Origin of the sequence: Sphingosinicella sp. YJ22 (genome assembly GCF_011320075.1) — a bacterium.
Lineage (GTDB): Bacteria > Pseudomonadota > Alphaproteobacteria > Sphingomonadales > Sphingomonadaceae > Allosphingosinicella.
On the sequence record NZ_JAANPA010000005.1, the window covers coordinates 1 to 13,379 of the forward strand.

Sequence of the window (13,379 nt, forward strand, 5' to 3'; positions counted from 1 at the left end):
CAGCCCCTCCCCTTCAGGGGAGGGCTTGGGGTGGGGGAGTCCGTCGCGGAAAAGCGCCGTCGGAGGCATCGAGCCTCCGCCGTCGCTCCCCACCCCCGGCCCCTCCCCTGAAGGGGAGGGGTGAAAGCGCGCATCATACGCCGTCCCTCGTCGTGTCGATATAGTCGGTCCGCTGCAGGCGCTTCATCATAGGCCCGGCAAACCGCTCCGGCGGCTGCGCGGTTCCGATCGCCCAGGCCATGATGTCGACGTCCTGCTCCTCGAGCAGCGCCTCGAACCAGGCGAGCTCGTCGTCGCCCCATTCGGCGTGGCAGCAGTCGAAGAAGCCGCCGATCAGGAAATCGGCCTCGCGCGTGCCGCGGTGCCAGGCGCGGTAGCGAATGCGTCGAAGGCGTGCGTCGCGGTCCATAGGCTCCATGCGCGATTGGCCGGCGGGCCGGAAAATGGCCTGCAGGCGGAAAGGGTGAGGGGGCCATGTAAGGTGGCGACGCGGCGCTTTGAAGCCGCAATCGCCTATCTCCGAAGCGCCTTTTCATGATATCCGCAGGGGCGGGGGGACATCATGGAGCCATCCGCCGCGCCGGGCCCGACGACGGACCGGATCGACCTGCTCGACGCCTTGCGCGGCTTCGCGCTGTTCGGAATCCTGCTCGCCAACATCCTCTACTGGTCCGGATGGATCTTCATGCAGGAGCCGGCGCGCCTGGCGCTTGCCGGCGAGGCGGGCATGCGCGCGCAGCATCTGTTCCACCACGCCTTCATCGACGGCAAATTCTACACCCTGTTCTCCTTGCTGTTCGGAATCGGCTTCTCGCTGCAGCTGTCGCGGCTTGAGCGGCGCGGGGCCAACGGCGTGCGCATCTTCCGGCGGCGGCTGCTCGTGCTGCTCGCGATCGGCGTCATCCACATGGTGGCGATCTGGGACGGCGATATCCTGACACTCTATGCCTTGCTCGGCCTGCTCTTGCCGTTCTTCCGGAACTGTAGCGACCGGCGCGTGCTGACCGCGGCCGTGTTTCTGATCCTGTCACCGATCGCCGGCGTGGCGCTGTTCCAGACGCTCGGCTGGGCGCCGCATCTGGCGATCAACGCGTGGGCGGACTCGCTCGCCGTGCGCCTTGGCGGAACGCCGCAGGACCCGGTCGCCTGGCTGCAACGCTCCGATCCGCAGGCTTTCTTCGCCTGGGCGGCAAGCGGGTGGCCCTATTCGCTGAGCACGCGACTGGAGAGCTGGCGGATCCCCAAGGTGCTCGGGATCATGCTGCTGGGGCTGGTGCTGGGCCGCCGGCTCGCGGTGGGGACTCTGCTCGACGACCGCCGCCTGATGTGGGCGACCTTCTGGTCAGGCCTGGCCGTCGGCCTGCCGTTCAGCATCTTCTATGCGCTGACTCCGAGCGCCAACCAGGCGAGCCTGCCGGCGATCATCGGCACCGTGCCGCTGGCACTCGCTTATGCGGCCGGCTTCGTCCTTCTGTGGCCCCGCGCCAAGACTGTGCTCGGCCTGCTCGCGTGGCCGGGCCGGATGGCGCTGACCAACTATCTGATGCACTCGGTCATCGGCATCGGGCTGTTTTACGGGATCGGGCTCGGCCTCGTCGGGCGCGTCCCGCCGGCGGGCATCTATCTCATCGCCGTCGCGATCTTCGCCGGGCAGGTCCTGTTCTCGCGGCTGTGGCTGGCGCATTTCGACCAGGGCCCGATGGAGAAGCTGTGGCGGCGCCTGACCTATGGTGCTCGGGCGAGGCCTCGGGCGGCGTCGGCATCGGCATAGGCGAATTGATCGCGCCGAGCGTACCGGACGCAAAGACGAGAACTGGCCTTCCGGACGGCTGAACGGTTGTCGCTCGCGGTTCGGCGTGGCAGCAGGCGGCGATGCGCCCCGACCTCCTCAATCCGCTGTTCGCCGAAGTGGAGGTGCTGAAGGGCGTCGGCCCGCAGCTGGCGAAGCCGCTCACCAAGCTCGGCCTCACGCGGATCGTCGACCTCGCCTTCCATCTCCCGACCGGCTGGATCGACCGCAAGCCGGTCAATCGGCTCGACGAGGCCGATGTCGGTCGCATCATCACCGTGACTCTGACTGCGCGCGACTATCGCCAGTCGGGCGGGCACAAGAGCCCGCTGCGCATCCACGCCAGCGACGCCGGCGGCGACTATGTGACGCTGACCTATTTCCGCAATCCGGGCTGGGCGAAGCAGCAGCTTCCGATCGGCCAGCCGCGGATCGTGTCGGGCAGGCTCGACCGCTACGGCCAGGAGTTGCAGATGGTCCATCCCGACCATGTGCTGGACCCCGCGCAGAACGAGCAATTGCCGGCGCGCGAGCCGGTCTATGCGCTGTCGGAAGGGCTCACCAACAAGCGGATGGGCGACCTCGCCGCGCAGGCGCTGGCGCGGCTTCCGGAGCTCGCCGAGTGGATCGAGCCGAGCCTCAAGAGCGCGCGCGGCTGGCCAGACTGGCAGGCGGCGCTGACCGGGATCCACGCCGATCCCGCGCAGGCCAAGGCGCGCGAGCGGCTCGCCTATGACGAGATTTTCGCCAACCAGCTCGCGCTCAGCCTCGTCCGCGCCTCGTCGCGGCGGCGCAGGGGCATGCCGCTGAAGGGCGACGGGCATCTCCGCGCATTGCTCAAGCTGCCCTACGCCCCGACCGGCGCTCAGCAGCGGGCGATCGGCGAGATCGAGGGCGACCTCGCCCAGGAGACGCCGATGCTCCGCCTGCTCCAGGGCGACGTCGGCTCGGGCAAGACTTTGGTGGCTTTGAAGGCGATGCTGATCGCCGCGGAGGCGGGCGCCCAAGCGGCCCTGCTCGCGCCCACGGAGATCCTCGCCCGCCAGCATTACGAGACCATCCGGCGCCAGGTTGCCGGCCTTCCGATCAATGTCGCCATCCTCACCGGGCGTGACAAGGGGAGAGCGCGCGAGGCGACCCTGATGGGCCTCGCCGACGGGTCGATCCACATCCTGATCGGCACCCACGCCATCTTCCAGGAAGCGGTCAGCTACCGCCGCCTCGGCCTCGCGGTGATCGACGAGCAGCACCGCTTCGGAGTCGCCCAGCGCATGATGCTGACCGCCAAGGCGGAGAGGCCGCCGCACCTCCTGGTCATGACCGCGACCCCGATCCCGCGCACGCTGACGCTGACCCAATATGGCGAGATGGACGTCAGCCGCCTCGACGAGATGCCGCCCGGCCGCCAGCCGATCGAGACCCGCGTGCTCAGCGTCGACCGGGTCGACGAGGTCGCCGACGCGCTCGGCCGCCACATCGCCCAGGACAAGCAGGCTTATTGGGTGTGCCCCTTGGTCGAGGAGAGCGAGGTCAGCGACCTCGCCGCCGCCGAGGAACGCGCGCGGGTGCTTCGGCTGCGCTTCGGCGACACGATCGGCCTCGTCCATGGCCGCATGAAGGGGCCGGAAAAGGATGCGGTCATGGCCGCCTTCCAGCGAGGCGAGCTCAAGGTCCTCGTCGCGACGGTGGTGATCGAGGTCGGAGTCGACGTCCCCAACGCGACCCTGATGATCATCGAGGGCGCCGACCGCTTCGGCCTCGCGCAGCTTCACCAGCTGCGCGGCAGGGTGGGGCGCGGCGACCAGCACAGCGTCTGCCTGCTGCTGCGCGGCAATGCCCTCAACGAGACCACGCGTGCGCGCCTCGCCCTGATGCGCGAGACCAATGACGGCTTCCGGATCGCCGAGGAGGATCTGCGCCTGCGCGGCGGCGGCGAGATTTTGGGCACGCGCCAGTCCGGCGAAGCGCAGTTCCGGCTCGCGACGCCCGAGCTTGTCCAGGAGCTGGTTCCCGCCGCTACCGACGACGCCCGCCTGCTCGTCGACCGCGACGGCGGGCTCGAGGGCGAGCGCGGCCAGGCGGCGCGGCTGCTCCTCTATTTGATGGAACGCGACGCCGCCGTCGCGACTTTGCGCTCCGGCTGAGGAGACGAGACATGCCGACGAGCCTGATTCTGCCGGCTTTGCTGATCCTCATCGCGGGCGCGATGACCGCCGCCCAGCCGCCGACCAACGCAGTCCTCGCCCGCGAAAGCGGCTCGGTAATCCTCGCCGCCGTGATTTCATTCGCGGTTGGCACGGCCGTCCTGCTCGCAGTGCTTGCCGCCACCCAGCCGCGCTTCGCGCTGGCGCCGCTTCGCGACGTGCCGTGGTGGGCGTGGGCGGGCGGCTTCTATGGCGCGGTGTTCGTCGCGGCCGGAGCCTATGCCGCGCCGAGGCTCGGAATCGCCTCGCTGATCACCATCGCCGTTGCCGGCCAGATGATCGCCGCGATCGCCATCGACCATTATGGCGCCTTTGGTCTCGACCGCACCCCGATCTCACTCGGCCGGGTGCTCGGCGTGCTTCTGATCGTCGGCGGCGTGGTCCTGGTGCGCCGCTTCTGATTCCGACGGGATCGTGCTGCATCGCGGGGGAACATGCCGCCGAGCGCGCCGTTCCCTTCCCATCATGACATGGCTGGAAGACCTGACGGCGCTGCTCGGCAGCGACGCCCGACCATTCGCCGCACTGGCCGTCGCGCTGGTCGCCGGCGCATTCGGTCACCTTGTTCTGTTCCAAATCGGCTGCGCCTGGGCGCGCCGCGCACGCTGGGAAAGCTGGCGCGAGACGGTGGGGAGGCTGCGCTGGCCGAGCTTCTGGCTGCTTTGCCTCTTCGTCACGTCGGCGATGGTGCGCAGCTTCGCGTTCCCGCGCCAGGTGGAGCAATTGTGGCCGGTCGCGGCCGGCTTCCTTTTCCCGGCGGTGATCGGCTGGACGGCGCTCGCCGCACTTCGCGTCTTCGCCCATTGGGTCGAGCGGCGCAGTGACATCAGCAGCGAGGACAATCTCGCCGCCCGCCGCCGCCGCACCCGGCTCGATATCCTGGCGCGGGTCGGCGCTTTCGCGATCCTGTTCGTGACGCTCGCGATGATGCTGCTGTCGGTTCCGAGCATCCGCTCGGTCGGGATCACCTTGATGGCGTCGGCTGGCCTTGCAGGGCTTGCCGTTGGAGCCGCCGCCCAGCCGCTTCTCAAGAACATCATCGCCGGCGTGCAGATGGCGTTCAGCGAGCCGGTTCGGATCGACGACGTCGTCATCATCGACGGCGAGTGGGGCCGAATCGAGGAGATTCGCCTCACCTATCTCGTCGTCGCCTTGTGGGACCAGAGGCGCCTCGTCGTGCCCATCTCGCGTTTCCTGGAAAAGCCGTTCGAGAACTGGACCCGGTTCAGCAGCCAGATCCTCGGCACGCTGTTCCTGCGCCTCGATCCCGTGGCCGACGTCGACCGTGTCCGCCGCAAGGTCGATGAACTGCTGCCGGAGAACCCGCGCTGGGACCGCCGCGTCGGGGTCGTCCAGGTCACCGACATCCGCGCGGATTCGATCGAGGTGCGGGTGCTGGTGAGCGCGGCCAACGCCTCGGCCGCGTTCGACCTGCGCTGCGACCTGCGCGAGGCGCTGCTCGCTTTCCTGCGCGACGAGATGCCTGAAGCGCTGCCGCGCAATCGCGAACTGATCAGCGGCACGGTGGAGACCAAGCCGGCCCTGGCACGCGCCGCCTAGGACGTCAGCAGGCCGTGCTTCTTCTTGCCGGCCGACACTCGCACCTGCCCGGCGACAGTCACGACCGCATGCTCGTCCGTCACCGCTTCGCCGTCGACGCGGGCGCCGCCCTGGGCGATCAGCCGCCGCGCTTCCTTCTTCGACGCGGTGAGGCCGAGCGCGACCATCGCGTCCGCCAGACCGATCGAGCCTTCGGGCACCGTCAGCGTCGGCAGCGCCTCGCCGGCAGCGCCTTCCTCGAAGGTCCGCCGCGCGGTCTCCGCGGCGTCGCGGGCGGCGTCGGGGCCGTGCAGGAGCGTCGTCGCCGCATCCGCAAGCAGCTTCTTGGCCTCGTTGATCTCGGCGCCCTCAAGCCGCTCCAGCCGGGCGATCTCGTCGAGCGGCAGGTCGGTGAACAGCCGCATGAACCGGCCGACATCGGCGTCCTGCGTGTTCCGCCAGAACTGCCAGTAATCGTAGGACCCGAGCTGGTCGGCGTTGAGCCACACCGCGCCTTTCTCGGTCTTGCCCATCTTGCCGCCGTCCGCGGTGGTGATGAGCGGGGTGGTCACCCCATAGACCTGGGTGCCGTCGACTCGCCGCGCGAGCTCGACGCCGTTGACGATGTTGCCCCACTGGTCGGACCCGCCGAGCTGCAGCCGGCACGCCGCCCGCCGCGACAGCTCGAGGAAGTCGTAGCCCTGCAGGATCATGTAGTTGAACTCGAGGAAGGACAGCGACTGCTCGCGGTCGAGCCTGAGCTTCACGCTGTCGAAGGTCAGCATCCGGTTGACCGAGAAATGCTGGCCGATCTCGCGCAGGAACGGGATATATTCGAGCCGGTCGAGCCACTCGGCATTGTCCATCAGCACCGCGTCGGTCGGGCCGTCCCCGAAGGTCAGAAAATGTTCGAACGCGCGGCGGATCGAGGCGATGTTGGCGTTGATCGTGTCGACGCCGAGGAGCTTGCGCGCCTCGTCCTTGAAGCTCGGGTCGCCGATCTTCGAGGTGCCGCCGCCCATCAGCACGATCGGCTTGTGTCCCGCCTGCTGCATGCGTCGCAGCATCATGATCTGGACGAGGCTGCCGACATGGAGCGACGGTGCGGTCGCGTCGAAGCCGATATAGCCGGGGACGATCTCCTTGGCGGCGAGGGCGTCGAGCCCGCTCGCGTCGGTCGTCTGGTGGACATAGCCCCGCTCGTCGAGCAGGCGCAGAAGTTCGGACTTGTACTGGCTCATGGTGCGAGCGAATTACCCGTGACTCTCTTTCCCGTCACCCCCGCGAAAGCGGGGGTCCAGCTACCTTGGCCTAGACCTGAAGAAAAAGCTGGATTCCCGCTTCCGCGGGAATGACGATGGGGGATGCAAGTGCTGCTTACCCCGCATCCGGGATCGCTTCCTGCCCGCAACTTTCGCCTGGAAGCGGGGATCGACCGCTATGCTGACGCCCTCCGGTTGGAGTTTGCATGGCGCGGCGACACATCGGAACTCCTAATCCCCGGACCGTGCCCCCCGCGGCGGCGTGACGAGCTTTGGCGCTCCACGTGTTTCGAGGCCTTCGTCAGCGTTGCTGGCAACGACGCTTACTATGAGATCAACATTTCGCCGTCTGGCGAATGGGCCAGCTACCGGTTTAGCCGTTATCGCGAGGGGATGGCGCCTGCGTCCCTCGCGCCGTTCGAGGACCCCTTCGTGCTACTCGACGAGGCGATTCTGGAGGTGTCGGCAGTAATCGAGTTCAACGGCGCTTCGGAGCTAGGGCAGGAGATTCCCCTGCTGCTCAACCTCACCGCCGTCATCGAAGAGCGCGACGGCACCAAATCCTACTGGGCGCTCAACCATCCACCTGAAGGTCCGCCCGATTTCCATCATGCCGCTTGCTTCACGCTCGAACTGCCGCCAGCACCGGCGCCATGAAATTCGGCATCGACCGGCTGCTCGCCGACCCTGAGCTTCGCAAGCCCCTCGAAGGCAAGCGCGTCGCCCTGCTCGCCCATCCCGCCTCGGTGACGGCGGACCTCACCCACAGCCTCGACGCGCTCGTCGCCGCGGGCCTCAAAGTGACCGCGGCGTTCGGGCCGCAGCATGGCATCCGCGGCGAGAAGCAGGACAATATGGTGGAGTCGGACGACTTCACCGATCCCGAGCACGGCATCCCCATCTTCAGCCTCTATGGCGAGGTGCGCCGGCCGACCGGCCAGTCGATGGGCACGTTCGACGTGATCCTGATCGACATGCAGGACCTCGGCTGCCGCATCTACACCTTCATCACGACCCTGCTCTACGTGCTCGAGGCCGCGGCGCAGCACGGCAAGCAGGTGTGGGTGCTCGACCGGCCCAATCCCGCCGGCCGCCCGGTCGAGGGCCTGACTCTGCGCGAAGGCTGGGAAAGCTTCGTCGGCGCCGGACCGATGCCGATGCGGCACGGACTCACGCTGGGCGAGCTCGGCTTGTGGTTCATCGAGAAGTTCAAGCTCGACGTCGACTATCGCGTCATCGAGATGGAGGGCTACGACCCCGAGGCCGCGCCCGGCTTCGGCTGGCCGCTCGGCGAGCGGATCTGGGTCAATCCCAGCCCCAATGCGCCGAACCTTTGGATGGCGCGGGCCTATGCGGGCACGGTGATGCTGGAAGGCACGACGCTGAGCGAGGGCAGGGGCACGACCCGCCCGCTCGAATTGTTCGGCGCCCCCGACATCGACGGCAAGGCGGTGATCGCCGAGATGCGCCGCCTCGCGCCGCACTGGCTGGGCGGCTGCATCCTTCGCGACTGCTGGTTCGAGCCGACCTTCCACAAGCATGTCGGCAAATTGTGCGGTGGAGTCCACATCCACGCCGAGGCGCCGGGCTACGACCATCACGCCTTCAAGCCGTGGCGGCTTCAGAGCCTCGCCTTCAAGGCGATCCGCCGCCTCCACCCCGATTACGAGCTGTGGCGCGACTTCCCCTACGAATATGCCTTCGGGAAGCTGCCCATCGACGTGATCAACGGAAGCCCCCTGCTGCGCGAATGGGTCGACGACGGGGGCAGCGAGCCCGGCGACCTCGACGTCCTCACCATCCCGGACGAGCAGGCCTGGGCGGAGGAGCGAACACCCTTCCTCCGCTACTGACCGACCTTCCGGCTCAGCGTCCGCATCGCGTCGTCGAGCCCGTCGAGCGTCAGTGGGTACATGCGGTCGTCGAGCAGCTGCTGCATGACCCGGACCGACTGGGTGTAGCCCCAATATTGCTCCGCCACCGGATTGAGCCACACCGTCGCCGGATAGGTGTTGGTGAGCCGCTTCATCCAGGTCGCGCCGGCTTCCTCGTTATAATGCTCGACCGAGCCGCCGGCATGGGTGATCTCATAGGGGCTCATCGACGCGTCGCCGACCACCACGACCTTGTAGTCGTGGCCGAATTTGTGGAGCACATCCCAGGTCGGCGTGCGCTCGGCGAAGCGGCGGCGGTTGTCCTTCCAAACGCTCTCGTAGAGGCAGTTGTGGAAGTAGAAAAATTCGAGATTCTTGAACTCCGCGGTCGCCGCCGAGAACAATTCCTCGACCAGCTTGATGTGCGGGTCCATCGATCCGCCGACGTCGAGGAAGAGCAGCAGCTTCACCGCATTGTGCCGCTCGGGGCGCATGCGGATGTCGAGCCAGCCCTGCCGCGCCGTTCCTTCGATCGTCGCGTCGAGATCGAGCTCGTCGGCCGCGCCCTCGCGGGCGAAGCGCCGCAACCGCCGCAACGCGACCTTGATGTTGCGGGTGCCGAGCTCCTTCGAATTGTCGAGATTCTGGAAGGCGCGCTGCTCCCATACCTTGATCGCGCGCCTCTGCCCCCCGGTGCCGCCGATGCGCACCCCTTCGGGATTGTAGCCGCTGTTGCCGTAGGGCGAGGTGCCGCCGGTGCCGATCCACTTGCTTCCGCCCTGGTGGCGGCCCTGCTGCTCCTCGAGCCGCTTCTTGAGCGTCTCCATGATTTCTTCCCAGGAGCCCAGTGATTGGATCTCGGCCATCTGCTCGGGGGTGAGATAGAGCTCGGCGATCGCCTTCAGCCACTCCTCGGGAAGCTCCTGCGCCTCGGTGCCGTAGCTCGTCTCGATGCCCTTGAAGACCTTGGCGAAGACTTGGTCGAAGCGGTCGAGCAGCCCCTCGTCCTTCACGAAGGTGGCGCGCGCGAGATAGTAGAAATCCTCCGGTCGAGCCTCGATCACCTGGCGGTCGAGCGCCTCCAGAAGCGTCAGATGCTCCTTGATCGAAGCCGGGATGCCCGCGGCGCGAAGCTCGTCGACGAAGGAGAAGAACATGACGGGCGGCAGCTTAGCCCAGCAAACCTCCGCACGTCATCCCCGCGAAAGCGGGGATCCAGCTTCTGTCTCGCGGTGTGGGAAAGGAAGCTGGATTCCCGCCTTCGCGGGAATGACAGGAGAGGGCGTACGCATCCCCCTGGTTAACCCGGCCTCAACCACTTCGTCCTAACACCGACCGCGAAACAACCAACATGGAGCGGGGACCTTGGCGAGTTCGGCGGTGGAACAGGCTGACAGCGCGGCGATCAATCAGGTCGCGCGCAATTGCGGTCGCCTCGCGATCGAGTGCAGCGACGTGTCCGGCTACGTCAACGGCGTCTCTCAGCGCATCTCCGAGAATCTGAAGACTCTCGACCAACTCGAGGACGTCACCAGCCAGCTCCTCAACGACCAGGTCCGGGTCGCGGATTCGACCGACGAGGCGCACATGCTCGCCGAGCAGGCGCGTTCCAAGCTGGAGGCGGGCAGGGCGGCGATCGAGGACACGATCCGCGTCTTCTCCGGCCTCACCGACCTCGTCGTCCAGCTCGGCGACCGGATGCAGGGCTTCGCCGAGGCGATGACCAGCGTTCGCACCGTCTCCTCGAGCATCGAATCGATCGCCAAGAAGACCAACATGCTCGCGCTCAATGCCACCATCGAGGCGGCGCGCGCGGGCGAGGCCGGCCGCACCTTCGCGGTCGTCGCCGCCGAGGTGAAGAAGCTCGCCCACGACACCCGCACCGCCACCATGGAGATCGGCGAGACCGTCGCGTCGCTGACCCGCGAGGCGGAAGCCGTCACCAGCGAGATCAAGGCCGGAGTCGAGACCAGCCGTCTCGCCCAGGGCTCCTTCTCCAAGATCAACGAGACCGTCCGCGACGTCGCCGACCTCGTGTCGATGGTCGACCGCCAGACCGAGGGCATCGCCCAGTCGACCGGCCTCATCCAGCAGAGCGTCGACCGGGTGAAGAGCGGCCTCGACGCCTTCGCCGCCGACGCCCGCGCCAATGGCGGCCAATTGAAGGACGCGCACGAGCGGCTCGGCCGCCTCGAATTGCTGTCCAACGACATGCTCGACCGTCTCGCCAGCTCCGGCGTGGCGATCGACGACACGCCGTTCATCCAGTTCGCGCAGCGCTCCTGCTTCGAGATCAAGCGGGTGGTCGAGGCCGGCATCGCCGAGGGCAAGGTCAAGCACGAGGACGTGTTCGACTTCGATTACAGGCCGATACCCGGCACCAATCCGGTCCAGTACGAGGTGCGCTTCTGCGCGTTCGCCGACATCCACATCCGGCCGATCCTCGACCGGCTGATGGCCGAGGAGCCGCGCCTGATCGCCGCCGCTCTCACCGACATCAACGGCTATCTGCCGACCCATATCAGCGAGCGCTCGCAGCCCCAGGGCCCCGACCCGAAATGGAATGCCGAGCATTGCCGCAACCGCCGCAATTTCCTCGACGACAGCACCCGCCGCGCCATCGCCAGCACCAAGGAAGCGATGCTCGCCACCTACGGCATGGATCTCGGCAACGGCCGCTATCTGCCGGTGAAGAACGTGTTCGTGCCGTTGTTCATCAACGGCCAGCGCTGGGGCAATTTCGAAATGGCCTATCGCGACGAGACGGTCGCCTAAGCCGTTGCGGTCAGTTCTGTCGCCTAACGCTTAGGTCGGCGCGGGCTCGGGCCGAAATCGCGCCACAAAGTTATTTTCCTTCCTGGTCAGCCGTGCTTGTATGCGCGGCGGGTTGATCAGGGGGGATCCATGAAGAAGCTGACCGCTATTGTGGCGGTATTGTTCGCCTTCGGCCTCGGCGGCTGCGGGACGCAGGCCGTCGAGTGTGGTTCCGAGGATGCCATCGCGACCGTCAAGCCCATCTTCCAAGAGGAAGTACAGCGGCTGATTACCGAGCAGTCCCGCAACGCCGAGGGTGGCCGCTTTGCATCCAATGCCGAAGTTCGCGCCGCGGTCCGGCAGGCGGACGTGACGCTCGCGGACGTCCGCACGACCAACCGCGATCCCAACAGCACGCGCCGCTTCTGTACCGGGATGTTGCAGGTGACCCTGCCGGCGGATCTGGTTGAGAATTCGGATCGCACCCGTCGAATGATCGACGAGAATGACGACGTTAATGCGCTGGCTGACCGCAACAACATCGACCGCAACGTCAACCGGTTCGAGGCCGAGATCGAATATTCGGTTCAGCCAACGGACGATGGGCGCAGCGTTCATGCCGAGGTTCAGGAAGCGAGTAATGTGTTCGGCTTTTTTGCTGAGCTGCTCATCTCGCACCTCGCCAGCGGCGAGGTGCGCGAAGCGCGAGCTGCTGAGGAGAATGCGATGGCAGACCAACGCCGGCAGGAGGAGCAACTCGCCCAGGAACAGGAAAGCGCACTCGCTGAGCAGCGTCAGGCCTCGCTTGAGCAGGTTCGCGCCGAGTTGAGGCTGGCTGAGCAGACGATCAACGCCGTCTGGGGAGCCATTCCTTCGGACCGGCGCCAGTCCATTCTCGAGATGCAGAGGGCCTGGATCCGCCGCAAGAACGCCGACTGCAGGGTCGAGGCCGCTTCGGCGTCAATCGAGCCGAGCGAGCGAGAGATCGCGCGCATGCGCTGCGAAACCCGGATGAATCAGGAGCGATCCAACCAGCTTCGGCAATATGTTAGCTACGGCGATGACGGCGCGTAGCCGAAGCTTACCGTCCGGACGCCTTGATGCTCAGCCGCCCCGGCGGCTCATGAACGCCAACCGCTCGAACAGCATCACGTCCTGCTCGTTTTTGAGCAGGGCGCCGTGGAGGGGCGGGATCGCCTTCGAAGGGTCCTTCGACTGGAGGACCTCGAGCGGCATGTCCTCGTGGAGGATCAGCTTCAGCCAGTCGATCAGCTCGCTGGTCGACGGTTTCTTCTTGAGGCCGGGCACCTCGCGGACCTGGTAGAAGATATCGAGCGCCTTGCCGACCAGCAGCTTCTGGATTCCCGGGAAGTGGACGTCGATGATCGCCTGCATCGTCTCCCGGTCGGGGAAGCGGATATAGTGGAAGAAGCAGCGGCGAAGGAACGCGTCGGGCAGCTCCTTCTCGTTGTTCGACGTGATCACCACGATCGGCCGCTCGACCGCCTTCACCGTCTCCTTGGTCTCGTAGACGTGGAATTCCATGCGATCGAGCTCCTGGAGGAGGTCGTTCGGGAACTCGATGTCGGCCTTGTCAATCTCGTCGATCAGCAGGACGGGCAACTGCGGCGACGTGAACGCCTCCCAGAGCTTGCCGCGCTTGATGTAGTTCTTGATGTCGTGGACCCGCTCGTCGCCGAGCTGGCCGTCGCGAAGCCGTGCGACCGCGTCATATTCGTAGAGGCCCTGATGCGCCTTGGTCGTCGACTTGACGTGCCACTCGATCAGCGGCGCTCCGATCGCCTCGGCGATCTCGTGCGCGAGAACGGTCTTGCCGGTGCCCGGCTCGCCCTTGACCAGCAGCGGCCGGCGCAGCGCGACGGCGGCGTTGACCGCGACCGTGAGGTCGTCGGTGGCGACATAGCTCTGAGTGCCCTCGAAACGCATGGCGCGGGCC

The 13,379-nt window shown here is 66.8% G+C and carries 12 protein-coding genes; 8 read left to right on the plus strand and 4 right to left on the minus strand.

Features of this window, described 5'->3' with window-relative positions:
* Window positions 1–133: 133 nt before the first annotated feature.
* Window positions 134–409: a succinate dehydrogenase assembly factor 2 gene (locus tag G7B71_RS03020; RefSeq protein ID WP_166037759.1), complete on the minus strand. Its 276-nt coding sequence runs from the start codon at window positions 407–409 to the stop codon at window positions 134–136.
* Window positions 410–562: 153 nt separating this feature from the next.
* Here G7B71_RS03020 and G7B71_RS03025 point away from each other — a divergent pair, with 153 nt between their 5' ends.
* The 4 genes from G7B71_RS03025 to G7B71_RS03040 all read left to right on the plus strand — a co-directional run bounded on the left by G7B71_RS03025 (window position 563) and on the right by G7B71_RS03040 (window position 5,553).
* Window positions 563–1,771 carry a DUF418 domain-containing protein gene (locus tag G7B71_RS03025; protein ID WP_166037762.1) on the plus strand — a complete coding sequence of 403 codons (1,209 nt, stop codon included), beginning with the start codon at window positions 563–565 and terminating at the stop codon, window positions 1,769–1,771.
* Window positions 1,772–1,872: 101 nt separating this feature from the next.
* Window positions 1,873–3,933: an ATP-dependent DNA helicase RecG gene (gene recG, locus G7B71_RS03030; RefSeq protein WP_166037764.1), complete on the plus strand. Its 2,061-nt coding sequence runs from the start codon at window positions 1,873–1,875 to the stop codon at window positions 3,931–3,933.
* An 11-nt stretch (window positions 3,934–3,944) separates the two neighbouring features.
* Entirely contained in the window at window positions 3,945–4,394 is a 450-nt protein-coding gene (locus G7B71_RS03035) for a DMT family transporter (protein WP_166037766.1), read from the plus strand.
* Window positions 4,395–4,458: 64 nt separating this feature from the next.
* Window positions 4,459–5,553: a mechanosensitive ion channel family protein gene (locus G7B71_RS03040; protein WP_166037768.1), complete on the plus strand. Its 1,095-nt coding sequence runs from the start codon at window positions 4,459–4,461 to the stop codon at window positions 5,551–5,553.
* On the opposite strand, the gene tyrS is transcribed toward G7B71_RS03040, so the two are convergent.
* A complete protein-coding gene (gene tyrS / locus G7B71_RS03045; protein WP_166037770.1) occupies window positions 5,550–6,773 on the minus strand; it encodes a tyrosine--tRNA ligase in 1,224 nt (407 codons plus the stop codon). The genes G7B71_RS03040 and tyrS overlap by 4 nt on opposite strands.
* A gap of 123 nt (window positions 6,774–6,896) precedes the next feature.
* On the opposite strand from tyrS, the gene G7B71_RS03050 reads away from it, so the two are divergent.
* Together G7B71_RS03050 and G7B71_RS03055 are read left to right on the plus strand one after the other, a co-directional pair.
* A complete protein-coding gene (locus G7B71_RS03050; RefSeq protein ID WP_166037771.1) occupies window positions 6,897–7,451 on the plus strand; it encodes a DOMON-like domain-containing protein in 555 nt (184 codons plus the stop codon).
* Complete coding sequence (locus G7B71_RS03055; protein ID WP_166037773.1) at window positions 7,448–8,647, plus strand: DUF1343 domain-containing protein; 1,200 nt, start codon at window positions 7,448–7,450, stop codon at window positions 8,645–8,647. Before G7B71_RS03050 ends, G7B71_RS03055 begins: the two co-directional genes overlap by 4 nt.
* On the opposite strand, the gene G7B71_RS03060 is transcribed toward G7B71_RS03055, so the two are convergent.
* On the minus strand, window positions 8,641–9,825 hold the full coding sequence (locus G7B71_RS03060) for a VWA domain-containing protein (protein WP_166037775.1): 1,185 nt from the start codon (window positions 9,823–9,825) through the stop codon (window positions 8,641–8,643). The genes G7B71_RS03055 and G7B71_RS03060 overlap by 7 nt on opposite strands.
* Window positions 9,826–10,048: 223 nt before the next feature.
* Here G7B71_RS03060 and G7B71_RS03065 point away from each other — a divergent pair, with 223 nt between their 5' ends.
* Both G7B71_RS03065 and G7B71_RS03070 read left to right on the plus strand, forming a co-directional pair.
* Window positions 10,049–11,443: a methyl-accepting chemotaxis protein gene (locus G7B71_RS03065; protein ID WP_207774699.1), complete on the plus strand. Its 1,395-nt coding sequence runs from the start codon at window positions 10,049–10,051 to the stop codon at window positions 11,441–11,443.
* 129 nt (window positions 11,444–11,572) lie between these two features.
* Window positions 11,573–12,496: a lysozyme inhibitor LprI family protein gene (locus G7B71_RS03070; protein WP_166037779.1), complete on the plus strand. Its 924-nt coding sequence runs from the start codon at window positions 11,573–11,575 to the stop codon at window positions 12,494–12,496.
* 30 nt (window positions 12,497–12,526) lie between these two features.
* Here the strand turns inward: G7B71_RS03070 and G7B71_RS03075 are convergent, their stop codons facing one another.
* Window positions 12,527–13,369: a MoxR family ATPase gene (locus G7B71_RS03075; RefSeq protein WP_166037781.1), complete on the minus strand. Its 843-nt coding sequence runs from the start codon at window positions 13,367–13,369 to the stop codon at window positions 12,527–12,529.
* Window positions 13,370–13,379 lie beyond the last annotated feature (10 nt).

Bases quoted from the DNA above. Each gene is read 5' to 3' on its own strand.
- G7B71_RS03050 (WP_166037771.1), top strand. From the start codon at position 6,897: ATGCAAGTGCTGCTTACCCCGCATCCGGGATCGCTTCCTGCCCGCAAC.
- G7B71_RS03055 (WP_166037773.1), top strand. From the start codon at position 7,448: ATGAAATTCGGCATCGACCGGCTGCTCGCCGACCCTGAGCTTCGCAAG.
- G7B71_RS03075 (WP_166037781.1), bottom strand. From the start codon at position 13,369: ATGCGTTTCGAGGGCACTCAGAGCTATGTCGCCACCGACGACCTCACG.
- G7B71_RS03020 (WP_166037759.1), bottom strand. From the start codon at position 409: ATGGACCGCGACGCACGCCTTCGACGCATTCGCTACCGCGCCTGGCAC.
- G7B71_RS03040 (WP_166037768.1), top strand. From the start codon at position 4,459: ATGACATGGCTGGAAGACCTGACGGCGCTGCTCGGCAGCGACGCCCGA.
- G7B71_RS03060 (WP_166037775.1), bottom strand. From the start codon at position 9,825: ATGTTCTTCTCCTTCGTCGACGAGCTTCGCGCCGCGGGCATCCCGGCT.
- G7B71_RS03035 (WP_166037766.1), top strand. From the start codon at position 3,945: ATGCCGACGAGCCTGATTCTGCCGGCTTTGCTGATCCTCATCGCGGGC.
- G7B71_RS03070 (WP_166037779.1), top strand. From the start codon at position 11,573: ATGAAGAAGCTGACCGCTATTGTGGCGGTATTGTTCGCCTTCGGCCTC.
- tyrS (WP_166037770.1), bottom strand. From the start codon at position 6,773: ATGAGCCAGTACAAGTCCGAACTTCTGCGCCTGCTCGACGAGCGGGGC.
- G7B71_RS03025 (WP_166037762.1), top strand. From the start codon at position 563: ATGGAGCCATCCGCCGCGCCGGGCCCGACGACGGACCGGATCGACCTG.
- recG (WP_166037764.1), top strand. From the start codon at position 1,873: ATGCGCCCCGACCTCCTCAATCCGCTGTTCGCCGAAGTGGAGGTGCTG.